Source organism: Pseudomonas cannabina, from assembly GCF_900100365.1.
In the GTDB taxonomy this organism is placed as follows: Bacteria; Pseudomonadota; Gammaproteobacteria; order Pseudomonadales; family Pseudomonadaceae; genus Aquipseudomonas; species Aquipseudomonas cannabina.
In genome coordinates, this window is record NZ_FNKU01000001.1 from 5157810 (window position 1) to 5180545 (window position 22736).

Sequence of the window (22736 nt, forward strand, 5' to 3'; positions counted from 1 at the left end):
GTTGGGGTCGGCCGCCTCAGTCAGGCTTGACGACAAATCACGGCAGCGGCAGTTGCAACGTTGTGTGCCAAGTGCATGGGGTTGATGGTCCCGACAATAGCACTGGCAACCCCCGGGTGTTGAAACAGTAGCTGGAAGCTGGCCTGCACCGGGTCTGTGCCCGGCGTCAGGCAGACATGACCACTGGCCAGCGCTTTCTTGACCAGGATGCCTTTGCCGTGCGCGGCAGCGTAGTCGAGAACCGGTTTTTCAGCCTGCTCGTCGAGGTTGTAGGTGACCATCGCGCAGTCCCCTTCGCGCAGTGCCAGCAGGCCGCCTTCGACCGTCTTGCCGGAAAAACCGAAGCCGCGGATCTTGCCTTCGCGCTTGAGGTCAGCGAGCGTCTGGTACACCTCGGCGTCGTTGAGAATGGCCAGGTCGTTGCCGTCCGAGTGCACTAAAACCAGATCGAGAAAGTCAGTTTCAAGACGTTTCAGGCTGCGTTCCACCGAGCGACGCGTGTGCCCGGCGCTGAAGTCATGGCTCGACTGACCGTTGTCGAATTCTTCGCCGACCTTGCTGACGATCACCCAATCCTGACGCTGCCCGCGCAACAGCGGGCCAAGGCGTTCTTCACTGGTGCCGTAGGCCGGTGCGGTGTCGATCAGGTTGATACCAATGTCGCGGGCCATGCGCAGCAGCATTTGCGCCTGCTGATCGTCGGGGATCTTGAAGCCGCTGGGGTACTTGACGCCCACGTCGCGGCCCAGTTTGACGGTGCCCAGCCCCAGCGGTGAAACGCTCAGGCCGGTGCAACCCAGCGGGCGGTGCAGGTCGTGCAGGGTTTTCAGGCTCATGGCAGCAGTTCATCCCAGACAGGTACGGCCATTGGTGGCCTTGGTACATCCACCAGCGGTGCTTGCGGTGTCGGATGGATACCGTCTCTCGACAATTGCGACAGGACCCGGTCAGCGAAGTCCGGTGCCAGTGCCAGCTTGGTCGGCCAGCCGATCATCAGGCGGTGCTGGCTGTCGAGAAAGGCGTTGTCCGGGCGCACCAGCCCCGATTGGGCTGGCTCGGCGCGATCCACGCGCAGGGTCGCCCACTGCGCCTGGCTCAGGTCGACCCACGGCAGCAGGGCTTCGAGCTCCTTGCGGGCGACGGCAATCTGCGCATCCGGCTCGCGCGCCACGCCATCGGCTTCGGCCAGGTCGCCACCCAAGTACCACACCCACTGGCCATCAGCGGCTGGATGCGTGGTCACCGTGATGCGCGGCTTCGGCCCGCCGCCCAGGCAGTGGGCGAACAATGGTTTCAGGGTCGGTCCTTTGACCAATACCATGTGCAGCGGGCGGCGCTGCATCTGCGGTTGTGAAACGCCAAGCGCGTTCAGCAGGTCGGCATTGCCGCCGCCCGCGCTGAGCACGATACGCTGGGCATGGATATCGCGGCCGTCGACGCGTAGACCGATCAGCTCATTCGCTTCGTAAAGCGGCTCGATTTCCTGCCCGGCCAGCAGGCTGTCGCCGGCCAGTTCTGCGAGGCGCTCGATCAGGCTTGGCACGTCGACCACCAGTTCAGCCAATCGATAGACCTTGCCTTTGAATTTCGGGTTTTGCAGGGCGGGTGGCAGCTGCTCGCCCTTGACCTGATCCACGCGACCGCGCACCGCCTTGCTGGCGAAAAAACTGGTCAGATTCCCGGCGATAGTGCCCGGCGACCACAGGTAATGGGCTTCGGACAGCAGGTGCACGCCGGACAGGTCCAGCTCGCCCTTGCCGTCGAGTGCCTCACGCCAGCGACGCGGCATGTCGGCGATGGCCTCGGAGGCACCGGACAGCGCGCCATGCAGCGCGTACTTGGCGCCGCCGTGGATGATCCCCTGCGACTTGAGGCTCTGCCCGCCACCCAGGCTGGCGCGCTCTACCAGCACTGTTGAGAACCCTTGACGACGCAACCGGGCATTGAGCCAGAGACCGGCGACGCCAGCCCCGACAATCAGCACGTCAGTGGAAATAACCGATGGCATGAGCACCTCAGTGAGCAAAAAGTACCAGCATTATAAGGGATCAGGTTTTCAATGCCCGGCGGTTTTCGAGAACAGCTGAATGACCGCCACACCGGCCACAATCATCCCCATGCCCAGCAGCGCAGGCAGGTCGAGTTTCTGGCCGTAGATAAAGAACGCCGCGATGCTCACCATGACGATGCCCATGCCTGACCAGATGGCGTAGGTGATGCCGACCGGAATCGTGCGCATCACCAGGATCAGCATCCAGAACGCAATCGCGTAGCCGGTGATCAGCAGTATCAGGGGCAGGGGTGTGCTGAATCCCTTGACGGCTTTCATGGACGTGGTAGCAATGACTTCCGCGCAAACGGCGATGGCCAGTAGATAGTAAGCGTTCATGGTGCATTCCTTTTCGTCAGGCTGCGCATTCTAGCGACTTGTGATGGCGGGCTGATAAACTCCGCGCCCATGAATAGAACTCTTTATACCGTGCTGTTTCATCTCGGCCTGCCACTGGTCGCACTGCGTCTGTGGCTGCGGGCGCGCAAGGCTCCGGCGTACCGTCAGCGCATCGGCGAGCGCTTCGCCAGCGGCCTGCCCGCCATGCAGCGCGGCGGGATCTGGGTGCATGCGGTGTCGGTCGGCGAGAGCATTGCCGCCGCACCGATGATTCGTGCCCTGCTGGCGCAGTATCCGCAGTTGCCGATCACTGTGACTTGCATGACGCCCACAGGTTCGGAGCGAATCAAGGCGATGTTCGCCAGCGAGCCGCGCATTCAGCACTGTTACCTGCCGTATGACCTGCCTTGGGCGGCAGGGCGTTTTCTTGATCATGTGCAGCCGCGGCTGGGCGTCATTATGGAAACCGAGTTGTGGCCCAATCACATTCATCAATGTGCGAAACGCGGAATCCCCGTAGTGCTGGCCAATGCGCGGCTGTCGGAACGTTCTGCACGAGGCTATGCACGTTTCGCGAAGCTGACGCGGCCGATGCTGGCGGAAATGGCCTGGTTCGCGGTGCAGACCGAAGCCGAAGCGCAGCGCTTCCGCGAGCTGGGTGCGCGTCCCGAGTGCGTTGCGGTGACCGGCTCGATCAAGTTCGACCTGAGCGTCGACCCGCACCTGCTGGAGCGCGCTGCGCAACTGCGCGAGCAATGGCAGGCGACGCAGCGCCCGGTGTGGATCGCTGCGAGTACCCACGCAGGCGAAGACGAAATCGTACTGGCTGCGCATCGCACTCTGCTGGCAGCCCGTCCCGACGCGCTGTTGATTCTGGTGCCGCGTCATCCTGAACGTTTCGACAGCGTGCATGCACTGTGTCAGCAGCAGGGCTTTGCAACGGTTCGCCGTTCCGCTGCCCAGCCCGTCACACCGGAGGTTTCGGTGCTGCTGGGCGATACCATGGGCGAGTTGCTGTTCCTCTATGCACTGGTCGACATCGCCTTCGTCGGCGGCAGCCTGGTGCCCAATGGCGGGCACAACCTGCTGGAGCCCGCGGCGCTGGCCAAACCTGTATTGAGCGGCCCGCACCTGTTCAACTTCCTCGAGATCGCTGCAATGCTGCGCAATGCTGGCGCATTGCAGGAAATCAGCGATGCCACTGCACTAGCCGCCGCCGTCCAGCGCCTGATCGACCAGCCACAGCAGGCCCGCAGCATGGCCGATGCCGGGCTGGCAGTGATGAAGGCCAATCAGGGAGCTTTGCAGCGCTTGCTGGACGGGATCGGGCAGTTGATGGGCAAGCGCTGAATCGCAGAGCACTCAGCGTTACACACAAGCCTTGCTCGCGATGAGGCCGGCATATAGACGCGGCGCTAAACATTGTGGGAGCGGACTTGTCCGCGAAGGGGCCAGTACATTCACAGAAGATTTATCGCTCACGGTATAGTTTTCGCGGACAAGTCCGCTCCCACAAAAGTTGTGTGGAAATCTCGAATCGGTTTTTGATTCTGCCCTCCGGGTAGAAGCCTGTTTTTCGAGCTCATTGAGGTTTATGCAGGGCGCTGAGTACTCCTGCGGGGGAGGGACTGCCCTTCGTGATGCTCTGCATTACAAGTCTCTAGTCAACAACCTCAGCGCTGCGCCGGCCGCTCGAAATTCTTCTGCGCTGCCGTCGCCAAATCCGGTGGCAGGAAGTCCTTGTCCGGGTTGTAGTCCGGTTTGAGGTAGCGGGACAGGTCTTGCAGGTCGCCCGGGTTCAAGGTGCCGGCGGCCTGCTTGAGGCGCAGGTTGTCGAGGATGTAGTCGTAGCGCGTGTTGTTGTAGTCACGCACCGAGGCATACAGCTGGCGTTGCGCATCGAGCACGTCGACGATGTTGCGGGTGCCGACCTGATAGCCGATTTCCGTGGCTTCCAGCGCACTCTGGTTGGAGATGATCGACTGCTTGCGCGCCTGCACCTGCTCCACATCGGTGTTCACCGCGCGGTGCAGGTTGCGGGTGTTTTCCACCACCTGACGGCGCAGGCTTTCGCGGCGCTGCTCGCTCTGGCTCAGCCGCGAATAAGCTTCGCGCACCTGCGAGCTGGTCAGCCCGCCGCTATAGATCGGGATGTTCAGCTGCACGCCAATGCTGCGCTGCTCGACGTCACCGCTGTAATTGCGACCGGTGTAATTGGGGTTGCTGAACCCCAGCGCATCGTTGTCGCCACGCTGGTAAGTCGCCACGGCATCGAGGGTCGGCGCATGCCCTGCCTTGCGCTGGCGCAGGGTTTCTTCGGCAGCGCTGACCGCATAGTTGCTGGCCAGCAAGTTGAGGTTCTGTTGCGCAGCGGTGTCGACCCAGGCCTTGGCGTCATTTGGTGTCGGTGCGAGCACCGGCAAGGTGTGCACGATGCCTTCGATGGAGTTGTATTCGCGATTGGTCAGCGTCACCAGTGCCTGAAAGGCATCGTCCACCTGACGCTGGGCGAGCAGTCGGCTGGCACGCGAGGTGTCATAGCTGGCCTGGGCCTGCAGCACATCGGTCTTGTCCGACAGGCCGACATCGAAACGCTCTCTGGCCTGATCCAGCTGGCGTTTGAAGGCCGCTTCCTCGGCCTTGGTCGACGCCAGGTTGTCCTGCGCACGCAATACGCTGAAATAGCTTTGTGCCGATTGCAGAATCAGATTCTGTTCGGTGGCCGACAGCTCCAGCGCCGCCTGTTCGTTGACCGCCTCGGCGGCCTGCAACTGGAACCAGCGATCGGCACGAAAGATCGGCTGGCTCAAGGTTGCCTGGTACACCGTGCCGCTGCGGCTCGCCACGGCTCGGGGCTGATCAATGCTGGTGCGGGTGTCGGTGTTCTGGACGCTGCCGGAAATATTCGGCAGCAGGCCGGCACGCGCCTGCGGCACAACTTCCTTGCGGGCATCGTAATCGGCGCGCGAGGCGGCAAGGTCGGCGTTGTTGTCCACCGCCTGCTGGTAGACATTCAGCAGGCCGGTCTTGATCGGCATTGGCAAGTCGGCTGCCCAGGTCAGCCCGCTGGACGCAAACGAAACAGCCACGACCCACGAAAGTTTGCGCAACATGAGGCATTCCCTGTTCATGAAGAAAGTAATCACGGTTTGCAGATAAACCGGGCTAGCGAGTGTAGAGCCAGACGCTTTTGGCAACAATCGTCGATTTGTGCCATTTATCGAGGTCTGTGCAAATAGGCTGGCGCTGCGGTGGCACCCCGTCATAGACTGATCGCGTTCTTGTCGGGGTGCCTTGCTATGAGGCTGAGATCGGTTAAACCGGATCCCGTTGAACCTGATCAGGTTAGCGCCTGCGTAGGGAACAAGATTTCTCGTCTCCCGGCGAGTCCTCTTGAGTGTCGTCCGGGGTCGGTTGTTCAAATAATGAACAGTTTCGCCTTCTTTCGATGCTCAGCACCAGCACTGGTGCACCCGTCCGTCATGATCAGGTTACTCCGACAATCAATCCGCAACCGGATGTCTGGAGAGCCCGTGATGAGTACAACACTAAAAAACACAGCCCATTTGAGCGAGTCGGCGCAGGTCGATTCCGGATCGGTGCAGCCGTTTACCCGTTCGCAGAAAATCTACGTTCAGGGCTCGCGCCCGGACATCCGTGTGCCGATGCGCGAAATCACTCTGGATGTCACACCGACGGATTTTGGCGGTGAAATCAACGCGCCGGTTACCGTCTATGACACCTCCGGCCCATACACCGACCCCAACGTGATCATCGATGTGCGCAAAGGTCTGGCCGATATTCGCTCGCCGTGGATCGACTCGCGCAATGACACCGAACGCCTGCCTGGCTTGAGTTCCAACTTCGGCCAGCAACGCCTGAGCGACGCCGAACTGACCGCGTTGCGCTTTGCCCATGTGCGCAACCCGCGCCGCGCCAAGGCCGGTGCCAATGTCAGCCAGATGCACTATGCGCGTCAGGGCATCATCACGGCCGAGATGGAATACGTCGCCATCCGCGAAAACATGAAGCTGCAGGAGGCCCGCGCCGCCGGCCTGCTGACCCAACAGCACGCCGGGCACAGCTTCGGTGCCAGCATCCCGAAGGAAATCACCGCCGAGTTCGTGCGTGAAGAGATCGCCCGTGGCCGCGCGATCATCCCGGCCAACATTAACCATGTCGAACTGGAGCCAATGATCATCGGCCGTAACTTCCTGGTGAAGATCAACGGCAACATCGGCAACAGCGCGTTGGGTTCTTCCATTGAAGAAGAAGTCGCCAAGCTGACCTGGGGTATCCGCTGGGGCTCGGACACGGTCATGGACCTGTCCACCGGCAAGCACATTCATGAAACCCGTGAGTGGATCATCCGCAATTCGCCAGTGCCGATCGGTACGGTGCCGACCTATCAGGCGCTGGAAAAAGTGGGGGGTGCAGCCGAGGACCTGACCTGGGAGCTGTTCCGCGACACGCTGATCGAGCAGGCCGAGCAGGGCGTCGATTACTTCACCATCCACGCCGGGGTGTTGCTGCGTTACGTGCCGCTGACCGCCAAGCGTGTGACCGGTATCGTCAGCCGTGGCGGTTCGATCATGGCCAAATGGTGCCTGGCGCACCACAAGGAAAACTTCCTTTACACGCATTTCGAAGACATCTGCGAAATCATGAAGGCCTACGACGTCAGCTTCTCGCTGGGCGATGGCCTGCGTCCTGGCTCGATTGCCGATGCCAACGATGCGGCGCAGTTCGGTGAGCTGGAAACGCTGGGCGAACTGACCAAGATTGCCTGGAAGCATGATGTGCAGACCATGATCGAAGGCCCCGGTCATGTGCCTATGCAGTTGATCAAGGAGAACATGGACAAGCAACTGGAGTGCTGCGACGAAGCGCCGTTCTACACCCTGGGCCCGCTGACCACCGACATCGCGCCGGGTTACGACCACATCACATCGGGTATCGGGGCGGCCATGATCGGCTGGTTCGGCTGCGCGATGCTGTGCTACGTCACGCCCAAGGAGCATCTGGGGTTGCCGAACAAGGATGATGTGAAGACCGGCATCATCACCTACAAGATCGCGGCCCACGCGGCGGACCTGGCCAAAGGGCATCCGGGCGCGCAGATCCGTGACAACGCGCTGAGCAAGGCGCGTTTCGAGTTCCGCTGGGAAGACCAGTTCAATCTCGGCCTGGACCCGGACACCGCGCGCTCGTACCACGACGAAACCCTGCCCAAGGACTCCGCCAAGGTCGCACACTTCTGCTCCATGTGCGGACCGAAATTCTGCTCGATGAAAATCACCCAGGAAGTGCGCGAGTACGCAGCCAATCAGCGCATTGAAGCGGTAGACGTCGACGTCGCCAAAGGCCTGGCCGAACAGGCCGAGCGCTTCAAGCAGGAAGGCAGCCAGTTGTACAAGAAGGTGTAGAGAGCAACAGCCCACTCTGGGTTCAGAGTTGCACACAAGTCTGCTTTGATTCTGCCCGAAGGGCGTGGGAGCTTGCTCGCGAAGACGGACACACATCAGCATAAATCTTCGGCGGTCCTACGGGCCTCTTCGTGAGCAAGCTCACTCCCACATGGACACCGAATTACCTGGCTTTCGTGGCGAACTTGTTCGCGAAAGGGCCGTTACATCCGCTGAAGATGTATTGCCCGGAATATAGCTTTCGCGGACAAATCCGCTCCCACGCCCTGCGGGCAGAAGCACGGTTCAACTATCGCATAATCCCTTGTGGGAGTGAGTCGGGCGACGCTTCGCTTGCTCACGAATACGATAGTCCAGACGCCCTGTTTTTGGGTGCTGTACTGGCCTGTTCGCGAACAAGTTCGCACGCCTTGCGGGCAGAAGCTTGCTCTGTGTCCGATTCTGAGCAGGCAGCGCTGCTGTAATCAGTTCATTAACGTTCCACACGAGACCTATACGTGAACACACCCGGCACCTACTCCCCCGACATCCCTATCCCCGCCAGCCAGCGGGTGTTCGGCGGGCGGGATCTGTTTTCCCTGTGGTTTTCCCTCGGCATCGGCCTGATGGTGCTGCAAACCGGGGCCTTGCTGGCGCCGGGGTTGGGCATGTCTGGCGCGATGCTGGCGATTTTTCTGGGCACACTAGTGGGCGTTTTGCTGCTCGCCAGCGTGGCGGTGATCGGCAGCGATACCGGCCTGTCGTCCATGGCCGCGCTCAAGCTCAGTCTGGGCAGTAAAGGCGCTTCGTTGCCTGCGGTGTTGAACCTGCTGCAACTGATCGGCTGGGGCTCGTTCGAGATTATTGTCATGCGCGATGCCGCCAGCCTGTTGGGCGCGCGGGCCTTTGCAGGCGGAAGTCTGTGGGCCAGTCCGCTGCTCTGGACATTGTTTTTCGGCGCACTTGCAACCTTGCTGGCAGTCAGCGGACCCTTGACCTTCGTGCGCCGCTTCTTGCGCAAATGGGGTGTATGGATTCTGCTGGCGGCCTGCTTATGGCTGACCTGGAACCTGCTCGCCAAGGCTGATCTGACCACGCTGTGGGCAACATCCGGCGACGGTTCGATGCCGTTTGCCTCGGGTTTCGACATTGCCATCGCCATGCCGCTGTCCTGGCTACCATTGATCGCCGATTACTCGCGCTTCGGTCAGCGGGCAAAGAGTGTCTTCGGTGGCACTGCCGTCGGCTTTTTCATCGGTAACGTCTGGCTGATGAGCCTTGGCGTTGCCTACACCCTGGCGTTCGTGCCGAGCGGCGAGGTCAATGCTTTGCTGTTGGCGCTGGCTGGCGCAGGACTGGGGATTCCGCTGCTGCTGATTCTGCTGGATGAAACCGAAAACGCGTTTGCGGATATTCACTCGGCGGCGGTTTCCAGCGCACTGCTGACCCGCATCAAAGTCGAGCATCTGGCCTTGATCATTGGCGTCATCTGCACCCTGATCGCCTGTTTCGCGCCATTGGCGCAGTATCAGAACTTCCTGCTGCTGATCGGCTCGGTGTTTGCGCCGCTGTTCGGCGTGGTGCTGGTCGACCATTTCCTACTGCGCGGGCGCAGTGGTCAGGTCGCGGAGGGGGGCTTGCGCTGGATGAGCCTGCTGGCATGGCTGGGCGGCATCAGCACTTATCACCTGCTGGCCAACTTTTATCCGGAAGTGGGCGCAACACTGCCAGCGCTCATCGTCGCTGGCGTGTTGCAGCTGTCGATCGGCAGAGCGATCAACCGCGGCCGGGGAACAGTTCCGACTTGATGATGCCGTTGAGCTGCGGATAAGGAATCTTCAGCTCAATGTGGCCCATCGCGTAAGGCGCGATGGTTTCCACCGGGTACTTGAGAATCACTGCGCCGTACGTCAGGGCGATATGCGGCGTGCGCTTGAAAGGCCAGGTTTTGATGAACTCGCTGTTCTCATTCATCTTGGTCGAGGCCAGCCAGCTCTGGTGAGCCAGTTGCGCCTTTTGCCAGAACTCGCTTTCCTTGCCCGGAATGATCATGTCAGCCAGGGTCAGGACTTTCTGTTGCTGACGTGAGTAGTTGATGAAGGCGCGGCCGGGATTACCTTGCGCGCCGCCGTTGTCCAAGTAACTGGACAGCTCGACAACCACGATACCGTCATGCTGTTCGCGTACTTTTGCTTGCAGGTAACTGGCGTTGCGACCCTGCGCCTGGCTCAGGAACTGCTCCTGATAGGCTTTCACGGACGGCGGTGCCGACGCGCTGGTTTCACCAACGGTCAATTGCAGCAGAGTCTTCTGGACGATGGCGTCCAGACGTGGCTCGTCGGGAAAATGCACGGTATCGACGTTCACCAGCGGGCAGTCGACGGTGGTGCAGCCCGGCTTGATCAGCTCGGAAGCATCGCGCTGGACTTGCAGCGGTGTGCGCATGTTGGGCGTGAAGAGGCTTTGGCAGGCGCCGAGCAACAGGGCCAGGCAAGCCAGTGAAGTGATCCTCAATAACGACATGTTGATCCTTGGCAGTGTCAAAAAAGGCGGTTGCGTTGTGCGTGTGCAGGCCAGTTGGACTGTCGACAACGACTTCGGTTCGATAGATGGCAGATTAGAATTGTTTTAAGTCCCGGCCGTCTACCCTGCATGTTCAAGGGGGCTGCATCCGACCGTCGATGCGCGTTAGGATGGCCCGATGTTCAAATTGGCGGCAAGCGAGAATTCCATGACCCAGAACACACGAACTGCACCCACAGCGTTTGAAACAATCAGCCGTGAAAACTGCTTCAAGGGCTTCTATAAGCTGGACAAGCTGCATGTGCGCCACGAGCTGTTCGCCGGGGGCATGAGCAAGGAAATCAGTCGCGAATTGTTCGTTCGTCACGATGCCGTCTGCGTACTGCCTTACGACGCCAAGCGTGATGAGGTGGTGCTGATCGAGCAGTTCCGCGTCGGTGCCATGAAAAAAACCGACAACCCGTGGTTGATCGAACTGGTTGCCGGCCTCATTGACAAGGATGAACAGCCGGAAGAAGTTGCTCATCGCGAGGCAGAAGAGGAAGCTGGGCTTGTGTTCGATGCGCTGTGGCCGATCACCAAATACTTCCCTTCGCCGGGCGGCAGTGATGAGTTCGTTCACCTGTACATGGGGCGTTGCAGTAGTGAAGGGGCGGGTGGTTTGCATGGCCTTGAAGCGGAAGGCGAAGACATCCGTGTGACGGTCTGGTCGTTCGATGATGCGATGGATGCAGTCAAGGACGGGAGAATCAAAAACGCTTCAACGATTATCGCCTTGCAATGGCTGGCGTTGAACCGCGCTGAAATAAGGGGGTTATGGTCGTGAATCTATTGCGCGAGCGCTACCGTGTCGATCTTGCCGGGCTGCAGGCTGCGTGTGAAGCCAACTACGCGCGCCTGATGCGCCTGCTGCCCGATATGCGTAACGAACAGCGTTCGCGCCGCGTCGCCGTGACCCAGGGCGACCAGATGCTGGGCGTGCTGGCCGTCGAAGTTCTGCTCGACTGCCCGTACACCACCACCCTGCAAGTCCGCCAGGAACACAGCCTGCCGTGGCTGCCGGTGCCGGTGCTTGAAGTACAGGTCTACCACGACGCACGCATGGCCGAAGTCATCGGTGCCGAACACGCGCGGCGCTTTCGCGGCATCTATCCCTACCCCAATGCCGATATGCACCAACCGGATGAAAAAGCCCAACTCAATCTGTTTCTGGGCGAGTGGCTGAGTCATTGTCTGGCGTGTGGGCATGAGTTTGAAGCAGTGCGGTAGCACGCGTGCTAACCGCACTCTCTTCTTTCTGACGCCTCGTAAACGCTTATTTCAGGTCAAATTCATCGTCCGATCCAAATAGATCATCGGATTGACGTTTGGCCGAACTTGTGCCCGCACTTGCTCCGTGGGCGAATTCATCCTCAGCTACAGATGCACCTGTCCGTGTTTTGGTTACACTGACTCCGTTGAAGAATCGTCTAGGGAGGCGCTGATTTATTCGATTTTTCGTCCCTGCAACGCTCTGGAGGCCTTGATTTATCTGGGGGCAACAGCTGGGTTTTAGAATAAATCAGCGTCTCCCTAGGTGGTCTTAATTTTAGTTGCTCTTGAGCTGCCTTAATTTGGTCTGGGTTTCTTGCCCCCTGGAAAGCGTCCTTTGCATAGTCTATGCCCCAAAGCGCGTCAACCGGCCCCTCATAGCCCTTTACCGGTTTATTTATTAGCTTTGAAAATGTGGCGGCGAATGATTTTTCCTCCCCGTCTGCTGAGTGGCACATGATCAGCCGTACTTTTTCATATTTATTTAAGTCTACTTTTTTTGATTTCAGGAAATCAAAAAACGAATAGGCTGAAAATGATTTTCCACTGTAAGGCCCGCTTCCGCTGTATTCCTCAACCGCCATCATTGCAGGTTCCCCTACGTCGTCAGGCTTCACGCCGTGAGCCATAAACGTAACGCGTTTTCCTTCCTTGTCTACTGTCATAAAGAGCCCATGTTCCAGTTTTCCAGCCTCATCAACCGGAGACACCTTGCGTGGTGCCCAGCGGGTAACGTTGCTCGCTCCATAAGACGACATCCCTAGCTTAAGGAGGCGCTGATTTATTCGATTTTTCGTCCCTGCAACGCTCTGGAGGCCTTGATTTATCTGGGGGCAACAGCTGGGTTTTAGAATAAATCAGCGTCTCCTTAAGTACCTTTATCGTCCCGGTAAGGAACTTTAGGGAGGCGCTGATTTATTCGATTTTTCGTCCCTGCAACGCTCTGGAGGCCTTGATTTATCTGGGGGCAACAGCTGGGTTTTAGAATAAATCAGCGTCTCCTTAGCTGTGGTCCCTTTCTAAATAGGGGCTCAAGCCTGGAGATAAGTCTGCCGGCCCTGCTTGACGTCCAACGTAGCAGTCGACCGCCCAATCTCAATCCCGTTCTAAAGGGGGCATTCGATATGAAACCCAGAGCGGTAGAGGCAATTCCCAGTTTTCGGGCCAGCTCGGGGTTGACGTCCTCCAGTACGTAACTGGCAATATCAAGACCTGCGGAAGCAATAGCCAATGTTGTCACGAGGACGCCCGCAGTAATTGCCAAAGAAGACCCTCCTGTGAAAGGGGTCATCAGAACGCCCGCGACGGCGACACTGGCGTTGACCGCAAGGCCTCTCCAGAAATGGCCCACAGGCTGATGCCTTTCTTCCTGTAATACCTTCACCAAGTCCCTGATTATATTACTGGCGCCCCAGCGGCTGATCATCACATGCCCGCTGGGGTCGAACAGGTTGACCGGGTCGCCTGCGCAGTAGGCGGTATTGTTGATGCCGCCGGCTCCCAAGGGGCTCCAGGTGTCGGGTTGCAACCAATGTCGCTGTGCCGGACTATACGTCCTGTAGCCGTTACCCAAGTGGTAACAGCCCAATACCGGGTCGATGCGCTCGCTATTGAAGCCCAGCCGACATCCGCTATCGAGGTTGGAGCTCTCGCCATAAGGGGTATAGCCAAGTGGGGACAGTTTTACTGCACCAGTTCCATCATGCGCGCTAAATCCAGCAACACCGCTGCTGGGGTCGGTGAGGACGAAGTCTGACCGCACGGTTTCGCCAATACAGGTTTGCTGTACCATATCCTCGCTGAACAGGATACGTTTGAATTCCTTGTTCGCGTCGTCGAACCATGCTTCTCCCGTCAGTTGCGTGCCGTCATACAGCAGTTCACAGGTGTGCTTTGTGGCGCCGACGTATTGAGATATAAGACGGCCAAATGCATCATAGCTATAGCGAGTCAACAGTTTGCCGTCGTTGTCTTTAACGCTCGCCAATTGACCCAGTGGCGTATAGGCCAGCGTGCGTCCCGATTCGTCAGTGGTTTGATTGCCGTTGGCGTCGTAAGCGAGCGTAGCCGTCTGTGTCGATGTTGTTTTGGCTTTGGCGCTTGACCTCAATTCGGTTGTTACAGACAGTCTTCGAGTCGGGTTTTTAATGGTGTCATACGTGTATGTTTGAATACAGGTGCTGCCATCGGCGTAGGTCGAAGAGCATTCGCTCAGGTTGTATAATTCGTCATAACCATAGCTCTGCTTCGAAAGGCTCTTTCCAGCCTGATCCTGAGGCCAGCCTGCAACGTCAGTCTTGCATTCGTAGCTTTTCAGTCGATCCCGGGCATCGTAGGAGAAGCCTTCCGTGCGTTGGAGCACTCCTTCACGCGTCAGGGTTTTACTGCTCACTTGGCCATTGGCCAGGTAACTGTTCGTCAAGGCCAATAACGGTTTGTTGTTGAGTGTATATTCGCGTGCTATCTCTTGGCCGAACGCGTCCCACGTAAAGCGAACGTCAAGGCGTTCACCACTTGCCTGATTGACCACCGTGCGTTGTAGCGGCTCACCAAACGCGGACCAGAGATAGTGATAGTGCAATTCACCATGAATCACACGAACTACACGGTCCAGGTAGTCGCGAAATACCCGCATCTGGCGACCATCTACTGCCGTGCTCGTCAAGAGCCTGCCCTTCAGTGATCGGGTCATTTCGGCCTGCCGACTTCCTCGGGGCGATGTTTGGGTAATACTCGTTAACCCCAGACTTTGCGGTGAGCTTGTAAGGCTGGACCACGCCTCGGCGCTGGTCACCGATACAGGGTTCACAGTGACAGTCAGTACGTTGGGTTGAGAGATTACCCGTTGTGTATGAACTTTCCTGTTGATCGAGAGAGTTGCTGTGCGTCCATCTGCTGAGACGGCTGATTCGAGCAGGGTCTTATCCGGCCTGACGACTGTGCTGGCGGATCCGCCCGGGAATTCATACGTCAACTCTCCTACGGTGGTTTGCCTGGCGGTGGCGGTCGTTTTTTGCGTGCCAAGCACAGTGGATCCGACGTTGAGTTGTGTGATGTAGTCGCTGAGTTTGTGGTACTTACGTTCTGTGCGAGTGCCGTCGGGAGCGATGATAGCTACTGCACGCTCCAACTCGTCATATTCGATGCGATGTTCACTGGTGTTGTTGGTACGGATTTTTATCAATCGCCTTTCATCGTCGAATGTGCGCTCGATAGTCCGGTCGGTTGATGCGTCCTTGGCAGTAGAAGGCCGGAGCGTTTCGAGTAGCGCGGTGTTGCCCTTATCTAAACTCCGCCCGGAAAGCTGCCTTATGAGTTGGGCGCCGCTGTCAGACCCAATAATTTGCTCATTTATAAGGATCCCTGCATCTTCCCGGGTGCAATCGGCCATCCAGGCCATTTTTGAGGCGTCCATAGCCGCCTCGGGTCTGGCATCTTTAGTGCGGCGTAACCCGCCTGGCAAGTAATCGTATAGTGTCTGATTGGTGGCATCGAGGCCGTCATATTCGATGCGCGAGATCACGCAGAACGCTGAATCAGGCAAGATCGTCTGCTTTACGGCCACCCTGACAGGGCGCTGCAAACCGTCATACAGCGTGCGTACCTGTTGCTCGGCCTCGGTGACAGTGACTTGTAATCCCTCGGCGGTAATACTGTAGTCAGTCGTTTCGACAGCTTCTGCTTTCCATGCATTCGCTTCGGTGGCACCCCGTTCCTGCCTCACCAATCGCCCCAAACTATCGCTAACATAGCGAAATTCGAGGCCGTCTATGGTTTCTGACAGCGGTCGCCCGCTCAATCGGGAGAACGTTCGACTGGATATAATCTGTCCCTGCGCCTCGGCGCGAACAGTGCGCCCAACAGAAGGGTTGTCGTCATAGAGCATGCTTGTGGTCAGCGTATTCTGTTGCGTACCCAGCCAGGTGTTCTGTACGACGGATTCTTTCCAGGTAGTTGTGTTATCGATCGCGACGTCGGGACCTGAGCGGCTGATAACCCGCTGCTCAATCAATGCGTTTCTGCGCATCAATGAGGGGTACATGGTTGTAGCATCGAACCTAACTCCGGTCAAAACGACGACTGTTGAGGGCACGAGCAGAGATCGCTGAGTGACCGGATTTTCCCTTGTCTGGTAAGCATAGGCTGTGATTTGCTGACTTTTCGGATAGGCGGGATCATGGACGTATTCTAATTTCACCGGAGGCAGATAGCCTTCGGGTACTTTCGGGCAGGTCAGGGTCGCCAAGTCTTTCGATAGCGGTTTTTCGGCGATCAGCGATAGGTCCAGTCCTTGCCCGCCAGTGTCGGGGTAATACAACCATTCAGTGACGACCCCGTCGACGGCGATACTCTTGGTGAGTTGGCCGATGTTATTGTAGGTGAGTGTCTGGACGGTAGTGGTTTTTTCTGTTTTCGGGTGACTGAGGTCGGCGTAGTCGGTCGTAATTTTAGTGGGCAACCCGAATCCCTTCTCACCCGGACTTGCATCAGTGAACTCCCATTTGGTGATCTTTTCGGCCTGAAACTGGACTTGGAGTTCTTCTCTGGTTTGAAGATGATTCTTATTGAACGAGTGCCAGGTAGCGGTAATATGGTCCGGGTTCTGACGCATAATCTGAACATAATAGCCTGCATTGCCGCCTAACCTGGCAAATTCTATAGCTTCATCATGTGGGCTTATCGGGGCGTCGCTATTAAGGAGGCGCTGATTTATTCGATTTTTCGTCCCTGCAACGCTCTGGAGGCCTTGATTTATCTGGGGGCAACAGCTGGGTTTTAGAATAAATCAGCGTCTCCTTAAGTCCGCTAAAGCCTAAGTAGTTGTTGCCTGAATAAAAATAGTGGTCAGTAATATTGCTTTGGCAAGCGCCTAGAAGTAAGCTGTGCGACATTACGCACGGGAGAGATGGCTGTCGATAGCCTGGAAATGGCATGCCCCCTTTACGGTATGTGACAAGCTCAATCGAGCCATCCTCCTCTTCGATTCTATTGAGCACCCGGTCCAGCGTGGGGTCTGCACAGTAACCGTATTTTAGTTTTTGTGAGACCGCTTGGTTTTTGTCTATGCGTGTCTAATCTGTTAGCGCGTAAGAGGAAAGTTCAAGCCTGACCGTATAAGCCTCATTCGTTTTTGGCCACACGCTTATCTCAACTGTACTCATGCCTGATGAGGGCGCGCTGTAGGTTGAAGAGAGGATGACGTTACCGTCGCTCGATATTTTTTTTAGAAGGAATTGGCCTTGGTTACGGCTCCATTCAATGGACAGGGTGCCTCCTTGCGGTGATGTCACCTCCGACGGAAGCAACTGACCAAACGGTCTTTCCCAATAAGAAATTTTTTTCAAGAGACCTGCTTTGTCTTTCTTCCACTCAGTAACGGATGCATTCCAGTCGACAATACCGGCTACTTTGTAAAGCTCAGGTAGAAGCCCGGCGAGAATGGTTTCGCCGGTATTGGCATCCTGATACAGTTTGAGCAGGTTGGCGTCAGGCGCGGTTCCTGCGTGGGCAGCTTTTAAAAGGATGATCAGTTTTTTACGGAAGGTATCGTTCGGCTCCATCTCATCGCCTTGCGGGGCAGTCAGGACTTCTCGCTTGCCGTTAAGATGGTCCAGTGTGAACGTGCTGTAATCGGCATTGCTGCTGAGCCAATAGCCAGGTTTGGACAGGGTTTTACCTTTCGACAGACCTGCCCATTCCTGGTCAGTCAGCTCACACGTCTGGCCTGTTGCCAGTGTCAGGCGTCGATCTCGGATTTCCAGGCTGGAAAAGCGAAAGGCCCAGCCGTCCCCCAGGCCCGCTTCGTTTCCACGTAGTGCGGAATAGTGCAAGGTGAGATCAATTTCCGGGCCTTGACCGTTCAATCCAGACAGATTTGCGATGGGGTAATGAGCATGAAACAATCCGGTGCGAGGGTCAACCTCGCCGCTCACATCAAACACTTCCGAGCGAAAAGTCGAACCATAATCTTCACACAATGGAGTTGTTGGCGCTGAGCTGATTTTAATTTCTTTTGCAGGTAGGTGTACCGCCTTCGAGTCAATGGTATTGCCCTTTTGATCCAGTCTCAGTACATGAGCAACTGTCAGGTTTTCAATGCTTTGAGGTATGTCCAGATACAAAAAACAAGCTGCTTGATTGCCTGCAAGCGCCTCATGTCTGTTTGTTTTTCTGGTGATAAGCCTGTCTGTATGCCAATCGCTTGATCGGTCATTGAAGTAACAGCAGTCGATAATGCTGATTCCATTTCTCTTGGCTTCGTCAGTCAGTTTTATTAATTGAGTTGAGCTCGTTTTGTCAGCATGGATTGCCAGACAATTATTGGGGTAAAGGGAGAGGCTGCTGAGTGCAGAATATTCGGGTTGGTCATTGGGTCTATTAAGGTATTTCGTGGTTCTCGCGTCTACAAGGAGCGGACCATGGAAAAAGTAGGAGAGATTTTGGTAGTCGCTTCGGTGAAACAACGAATCTTCATATCCACTTGAAAAGGAAAGGAGTTTTTCATCATCGAGTAGGCTGCTTAGCGTGGAGTTTTCGTTGTTTTTGCAGGCTTCGAATAATGCCTCAGGAAATCTCATTACTTGGGTATAGGCTGATCCGTCATTATGGTCTAACAAGCTGAATGCCCATTCTGTGGGTTTGAGTTTTTGTTCTATGTATTTTATGGTATCCAGGTCAATGCGAATCCGAGTGGCAGTGGAGGTGAGGTCTCTAAGGAGACGCTGAACAATTAACCCGTTCGCACCGTCCCCATTTCCAAGCCGGTTTTTTTCAACCTGCCGACCTTATTTTACGTTTCTCGAGCAGATTTCTGCCCTCATTTTGCTGAAAGGCGGGCCAGTCCCGCCTTTCAGACGGATTTATCCTGCCGTCTGTTGTAAATACCGCTTGGCCAGCATCAGATTGGCCAACCCAAACAAACTGAACAACTGCGCTGTATTCTTTTCCAGCCCACGGTAGCGAACCTTGCGATGATTGAAGCGCACCTTGATTACCTGGAAGGGGTGCTCGACCTTGGCACGCAGTTGCGCCTTGGCATATTCAATTTTGCGCTTGACCCGATACAGCACGCTGCCTTCGCCGTGCTGCTTGTAACTGCTTGGCCGTTCTGCAATCGACCAGATAACGTCCCGTTCAGCATGCTCCGGTCGCTTGGCCGCACCGGTGTATCCAGCGTCACCCGAAACATAGGTTTCGTCACCGTGAAGCAACTGGCCAACCTGGGTGACATCCGCCACGTTAGCGGCCGTCCCTACTACGCTGTGCACCAGCCCCGACGTGGCGTCTACACCAATGTGGGCCTTCATCCCAAAGTGCCATTGATTGCCTTTCCTGGCCTGATGCATCTCAGGATCACGCTTGCCTTCTCGGTTCTTGACCGAGGGCGGCGCGGCGATCAGAGTAGCGTCGACGATAGTGCCTTCCTTGAGCAGCAGCCCCCGGCTGGCCAGATGCTGGTTAATCGTTTCAAACAGCAGCCGGGTTAGCTGATGGACTTCCAGCAAGCGGCGAAAACGCAGCAAGGTGGTGGCATCCGGTGCAGACTCGCGACCCAGGTCGATACCCATAAAACCGCGGATGGCCTGGCTGTCGTAGACGGCATCTTCGCAACCTTCATCGGAGAAACCGAAACACTGCTGCACGACGTACATGCGCAACATGCGCGACACCCCTATCGCAGGGCGTCCGCGCTTGCCTGCGGTGTTGCTATAAAACGGCGCCACTTGCGCCTCCAGCAGGGCCCAGGGCACCAACTGTTCAAGGTCAGCCAGGAAGCGATCTCGGCGAGTCTGCTTTTTCTTGCCGGTATATTCGAGTTCGGAGAAGGTCTTCTGCACGCGCGTAACGCTCACGGAGAGGGAGGCTGTTGAAGGAACTTAGTGTGCCAAGGGTGGGGACAGTTGGCTATTTTTGCAGCGCCTCCCTAAGGAGGCGCTGAACAATTAACCCGTTCGCACCGTCCCCATTTCCAAGCCGGTTTTTTTCAACCTGCCGGCCTTATTTTACGTTTCTCGAGCAGATTTCTGCCCTCATTTTGCTGAAAGGCGGGCCAGTCCCGCCTTTCAGACGGATTTATCCTGCCGTCTGTTGTAAATACCGCTTGGCCAGCATCAGATTGGCCAACCCAAACAAACTGAACAACTGCGCTGTATTCTTTTCCAGCCCACGGTAGCGAACCTTGCGATGATTGAAGCGCACCTTGATTACCTGGAAGGGGTGCTCGACCTTGGCACGCAGTTGCGCCTTGGCATATTCAATTTTGCGCTTGACCCGATACAGCACGCTGCCTTCGCCGTGCTGCTTGTAACTGCTTGGCCGTTCTGCAATCGACCAGATAACGTCCCGTTCAGCATGCTCCGGTCGCTTGGCCGCACCGGTGTATCCAGCGTCACCCGAAACATAGGTTTCGTCACCGTGAAGCAACTGGCCAACCTGGGTGACATCCGCCACGTTAGCGGCCGTCCCTACTACGCTGTGCACCAGCCCCGACGTGGCGTCTACACCAATGTGGGCCTTCATCCCAAAGTGCCATTGATTGCCTTTCCTGGCCTGATGCATCTCAGGATCACGCTTGCCTTCTCGGTTCTTGACCGAGGGCGGCGCGGCGATCAGAGTAGCGTCGACGATAGTGCCTTCCTTGAGCAGCAGCCCCCGGCTGGCCAGATGCTGGTTAATCGTTTCAAACAGCAGCCGGGTTAGCTGATGGACTTCCAGCAAGCGGCGAAAACGCAGCAAGGTGGTGGCATCCGGTGCAGACTCGCGACCCAGGTCGATACTCATAAAACCGCGGATGGCCTGGCTGTCGTAGACGGCATCTTCGCAACCTTCATCGGAGAAACCGAAACACTGCTGCACGACGTACATGCGCAACATGCGCGACACCCCTATCGCAGGGCGTCCGCGCTTGCCTGCGGTGTTGCTATAAAACGGCGCCACTTGCGCCTCCAGCAGGGCCCAGGGCACCAACTGTTCAAGGTCAGCCAGGAAGCGATCTCGGCGAGTCTGCTTTTTCTTGCCGGTATATTCGAGTTCGGAGAAGGTCTTCTGCACGCGCGTAACGCTCACGGAGAGGGAGGCTGTTGAAGGAACTTAGTGTGCCAAGGGTGGGGACAGTTGGCTATTTTTGCAGCGCCTCCCTAATGGTGTCGAGAAGCGTGTATGCTACTGAAAGTCTTGATTTATATTTTTCGATTAAAAGTATTGAAAGCTCATTTTTGCTGGTTGCTGATTTCTCATCTTCATCCAATGAGGTTGCCATGGCTGCAGGTGCCGAAACACAAACCAGCCCCGTAAAGCCGGGTGCTGACATCCTGACCTGCAATGTCCCCTCCACTTGCCAGACGACTCCGTACGTTGCGGCGGGGTCTGACAAGGTCGATGCCTTGACCTTTGCTTCCCCAATCCGTACATAAATATTCAGTGGTGAAGCTTTAAGCGAAGATGCCCATGTCATCAGCCATTGTGCCTTCTTGCGCTCTTTTTCATCAGTAGGTTTGTAGATGTGCTCAGCGATCAAGGGAGACGCTGATTTATTCTAAAACCCAGCTGTTGCCCCCAGATAAATCAAGGCCTCCAGAGCGTTGCAGGGACGAAAAATCGAATAAATCAGCGCCTCCCAAGGTATTGGAATACTCATCCCAGACTTGGGTGCGTAACTCCTCATCGTCGTTCAGATCGCGTGAAGGTGTTACTTGAAGGCGGGTGGTCCAGGTGGTTGGCGTCAGTGTGACCGCAATTTCCGATACCTGCGGTATCCACAGTGCATTGCCCGATGCCGCGGCGGCGATTTTACCGTCGGCATTCTGTATACCTGTTTTAGTAAAGCGGCACTCACGATCGAATTGGCTCATCAAGTCCATCTGCCAGTCAACCGTGTTCAACCGCTTGGGATCAGGCGTAAAGATGAAGTGTTCGTGCAGAGCCTGAGTACTGATGTCTCTGACCTCTAACCTTAGCTGGGTGTCTGCCTGAAGGGGGTGGTCAGGCAGTGCGAGCCCTTCGACCCAATTGTTTTTCACGGCGGCCGTGGTGAATGCACGGTAAGCGTTACTGTAATGCCAAAGTCGCGGTTGGCCATCGGACGTTGAAAAAACTCCGGAGGTGTCCATATGACCGGCCTTCAGTTTACTGCCTTTCTTGTTGATCTCATTTGCAAACGCAATGGGCCATGCCGCCTTTCCTTTGTTTGCAGCGGTCGCTGTAAACTCGATGGTCTCCACCAATGAGCCGTCTACAAGGCGAACCAGCCAGGCGAAAAGTTTTTCGCCGATATCAAGATCACGATCTGCGCGTATTACGCTGGGGCTTGTCCAGCCGTGAGCAGCCGTTCCAACGTTATCTTGTTCGAAGCCTGTCATATCCGGCAGCGTGTCGTTGGGCTGGTTCGTGAGTGCGTAGACTAGCTTGGGCGGGCTGGTAAAAGGCTGTGCATCAGTGCCTGTTTTTGGAGGAGCGTCGATTGGCGGAGGCGCTTTGGTTTCCTGATCAATGCCGGTTTTCGGATCAAAGACACTCGCTGTCAGTTTGCTGTAATCGGCTTTTAATGCGCGCCTGGAGAACTCCCGACCGTCGATTGCGTAGACGTTGATCATCGAAACCGAGACTTCGGTGTTGCCGGGCTTCTCGATGATAATCAGTTCATCAGTCTTGAAATCAATTCGTTTGACGACACCGGACACATAGTTATTCTTGCCATATTGGAGCTGTAAATTCAGCGAGGATGCCCGAGTCTTTGCGTTAAGTTCGTATGTCTCGAAATAGGCAGCGTATTCGGCATCAATATATTGGATTGCCACTTCACGCTGAGCATTGATGTCAGCGATAAGTAATTGGATGTCTTCGGTTTCTTTTTTTGAAATATCCATAGTAGCGTCACCTGCCCGTTATTCATGCGAAATTTATAAGAAGGTTCGTAGGCATGGTCAGCGCCACTGCACGAACACCAACTCAGTCAAGCTACTCTCAGACACGGCACCTGTGACCTGTCATTTTTGTCAGGTGCTGATTCCCCTGAAGCGGAGTACGCTGAAGTTTTTTAAAGTCACTTCGTAATGGATCGCTGAATGTCCGCCTGCCATTGCCGTAAGTTGACTCAGCCTCGACACTTG

17 protein-coding genes and 1 riboswitch are annotated in these 22736 nt (G+C 56.5%); of the genes, 5 read left to right on the forward strand and 12 right to left on the reverse strand.

All coding sequences use genetic code 11. The features are described from left to right. Positions 1-20 precede the first annotated feature (20 nt). The 3 genes from BLT55_RS24235 to BLT55_RS24245 are packed head-to-tail and all read right to left on the reverse strand — an operon-like array spanning position 21 to position 2389. Positions 21-836, reverse strand: coding sequence for an aldo/keto reductase (locus tag BLT55_RS24235; RefSeq protein ID WP_055000350.1), 816 nt, complete (start codon positions 834-836; stop codon positions 21-23). After that, entirely contained in the window at positions 833-2008 is a 1176-nt protein-coding gene (locus BLT55_RS24240) for an NAD(P)/FAD-dependent oxidoreductase (RefSeq protein WP_055000351.1), read from the reverse strand. The genes BLT55_RS24235 and BLT55_RS24240 overlap by 4 nt, the downstream gene beginning before the upstream one ends. Before the next feature lie 48 nt (positions 2009-2056). Further along, positions 2057-2389: an SMR family transporter gene (locus tag BLT55_RS24245; protein ID WP_007251975.1), complete on the reverse strand. Its 333-nt coding sequence runs from the start codon at positions 2387-2389 to the stop codon at positions 2057-2059. A 69-nt stretch (positions 2390-2458) separates the two neighbouring features. Here BLT55_RS24245 and waaA point away from each other — a divergent pair, with 69 nt between their 5' ends. Further along, positions 2459-3739, forward strand: a complete 1281-nt coding sequence (gene waaA / locus BLT55_RS24250; RefSeq protein WP_055000352.1) for a lipid IV(A) 3-deoxy-D-manno-octulosonic acid transferase — start codon at positions 2459-2461, stop codon at positions 3737-3739. A gap of 323 nt (positions 3740-4062) precedes the next feature. Here the strand turns inward: waaA and BLT55_RS24255 are convergent, their stop codons facing one another. After that, a complete protein-coding gene (locus BLT55_RS24255; RefSeq protein WP_055000353.1) occupies positions 4063-5502 on the reverse strand; it encodes a TolC family outer membrane protein in 1440 nt (479 codons plus the stop codon). 162 nt (positions 5503-5664) lie between these two features. Beyond that, positions 5665-5769, forward strand: a riboswitch (TPP riboswitch). Positions 5770-5925: 156 nt separating this feature from the next. On the opposite strand from BLT55_RS24255, the gene thiC reads away from it, so the two are divergent. Together thiC and cytX are read left to right on the forward strand one after the other, a co-directional pair. Then, positions 5926-7815, forward strand: coding sequence for a phosphomethylpyrimidine synthase ThiC (gene thiC / locus BLT55_RS24260; RefSeq protein ID WP_055000354.1), 1890 nt, complete (start codon positions 5926-5928; stop codon positions 7813-7815). 497 nt (positions 7816-8312) lie between these two features. Beyond that, positions 8313-9602: a putative hydroxymethylpyrimidine transporter CytX gene (gene cytX, locus BLT55_RS24265; RefSeq protein WP_055000355.1), complete on the forward strand. Its 1290-nt coding sequence runs from the start codon at positions 8313-8315 to the stop codon at positions 9600-9602. On the opposite strand, the gene BLT55_RS24270 is transcribed toward cytX, so the two are convergent. Beyond that, entirely contained in the window at positions 9571-10317 is a 747-nt protein-coding gene (locus tag BLT55_RS24270) for an RsiV family protein (protein ID WP_055000356.1), read from the reverse strand. The two genes, cytX and BLT55_RS24270, sit on opposite strands and share 32 nt — an antisense overlap. 208 nt (positions 10318-10525) lie before the next feature. On the opposite strand from BLT55_RS24270, the gene BLT55_RS24280 reads away from it, so the two are divergent. Together BLT55_RS24280 and BLT55_RS24285 are read left to right on the forward strand one after the other, a co-directional pair. Further along, positions 10526-11143 (forward strand): NUDIX domain-containing protein, encoded by a 618-nt coding sequence (locus BLT55_RS24280; RefSeq protein ID WP_042913554.1) that lies wholly within the window; start codon positions 10526-10528, stop codon positions 11141-11143. Then, a complete protein-coding gene (locus tag BLT55_RS24285) occupies positions 11134-11586 on the forward strand; it encodes a DUF1249 domain-containing protein (protein WP_002551796.1) in 453 nt (150 codons plus the stop codon). Before BLT55_RS24280 ends, BLT55_RS24285 begins: the two co-directional genes overlap by 10 nt. 200 nt (positions 11587-11786) lie before the next feature. Here the strand turns inward: BLT55_RS24285 and BLT55_RS33755 are convergent, their stop codons facing one another. From BLT55_RS33755 to BLT55_RS31175, 7 genes are all read right to left on the reverse strand, one after another. Further along, complete coding sequence (locus BLT55_RS33755; RefSeq protein WP_174518618.1) at positions 11787-12386, reverse strand: hypothetical protein; 600 nt, start codon at positions 12384-12386, stop codon at positions 11787-11789. A gap of 233 nt (positions 12387-12619) precedes the next feature. Then, a complete protein-coding gene (locus BLT55_RS24295) occupies positions 12620-16240 on the reverse strand; it encodes an RHS repeat domain-containing protein (RefSeq protein WP_055000358.1) in 3621 nt (1206 codons plus the stop codon). A 460-nt stretch (positions 16241-16700) separates the two neighbouring features. Then, positions 16701-18245: a hypothetical protein gene (locus BLT55_RS31170; RefSeq protein ID WP_167359966.1), complete on the reverse strand. Its 1545-nt coding sequence runs from the start codon at positions 18243-18245 to the stop codon at positions 16701-16703. Between the two features lie 243 nt (positions 18246-18488). After that, a complete protein-coding gene (locus BLT55_RS24315; protein WP_007247761.1) occupies positions 18489-19466 on the reverse strand; it encodes an IS5 family transposase in 978 nt (325 codons plus the stop codon). A 235-nt stretch (positions 19467-19701) separates the two neighbouring features. Next, entirely contained in the window at positions 19702-20679 is a 978-nt protein-coding gene (locus BLT55_RS24320; protein ID WP_074799822.1) for an IS5 family transposase, read from the reverse strand. A 67-nt stretch (positions 20680-20746) separates the two neighbouring features. Continuing rightward, positions 20747-21145, reverse strand: coding sequence for a hypothetical protein (locus tag BLT55_RS24325; RefSeq protein WP_074801029.1), 399 nt, complete (start codon positions 21143-21145; stop codon positions 20747-20749). Positions 21146-21158: 13 nt separating this feature from the next. Then, positions 21159-22493 (reverse strand): hypothetical protein, encoded by a 1335-nt coding sequence (locus tag BLT55_RS31175; RefSeq protein ID WP_054998854.1) that lies wholly within the window; start codon positions 22491-22493, stop codon positions 21159-21161. Between the last annotated feature and the right edge of the window lie 243 nt (positions 22494-22736).

Bases quoted from the DNA above. Each gene is read 5' to 3' on its own strand.
- BLT55_RS24280 (WP_042913554.1), top strand. From the start codon at position 10,526: ATGACCCAGAACACACGAACTGCACCCACAGCGTTTGAAACAATCAGC.
- BLT55_RS24235 (WP_055000350.1), bottom strand. From the start codon at position 836: ATGAGCCTGAAAACCCTGCACGACCTGCACCGCCCGCTGGGTTGCACC.
- BLT55_RS24295 (WP_055000358.1), bottom strand. From the start codon at position 16,240: ATGCGTCAGAACCCGGACCATATTACCGCTACCTGGCACTCGTTCAAT.
- BLT55_RS24285 (WP_002551796.1), top strand. From the start codon at position 11,134: ATGGTCGTGAATCTATTGCGCGAGCGCTACCGTGTCGATCTTGCCGGG.
- thiC (WP_055000354.1), top strand. From the start codon at position 5,926: ATGAGTACAACACTAAAAAACACAGCCCATTTGAGCGAGTCGGCGCAG.
- waaA (WP_055000352.1), top strand. From the start codon at position 2,459: ATGAATAGAACTCTTTATACCGTGCTGTTTCATCTCGGCCTGCCACTG.
- BLT55_RS24270 (WP_055000356.1), bottom strand. From the start codon at position 10,317: ATGTCGTTATTGAGGATCACTTCACTGGCTTGCCTGGCCCTGTTGCTC.
- BLT55_RS24240 (WP_055000351.1), bottom strand. From the start codon at position 2,008: ATGCCATCGGTTATTTCCACTGACGTGCTGATTGTCGGGGCTGGCGTC.
- BLT55_RS31175 (WP_054998854.1), bottom strand. From the start codon at position 22,493: ATGGATATTTCAAAAAAAGAAACCGAAGACATCCAATTACTTATCGCT.
- BLT55_RS24255 (WP_055000353.1), bottom strand. From the start codon at position 5,502: ATGTTGCGCAAACTTTCGTGGGTCGTGGCTGTTTCGTTTGCGTCCAGC.
- BLT55_RS24245 (WP_007251975.1), bottom strand. From the start codon at position 2,389: ATGAACGCTTACTATCTACTGGCCATCGCCGTTTGCGCGGAAGTCATT.
- BLT55_RS33755 (WP_174518618.1), bottom strand. From the start codon at position 12,386: ATGTCGTCTTATGGAGCGAGCAACGTTACCCGCTGGGCACCACGCAAG.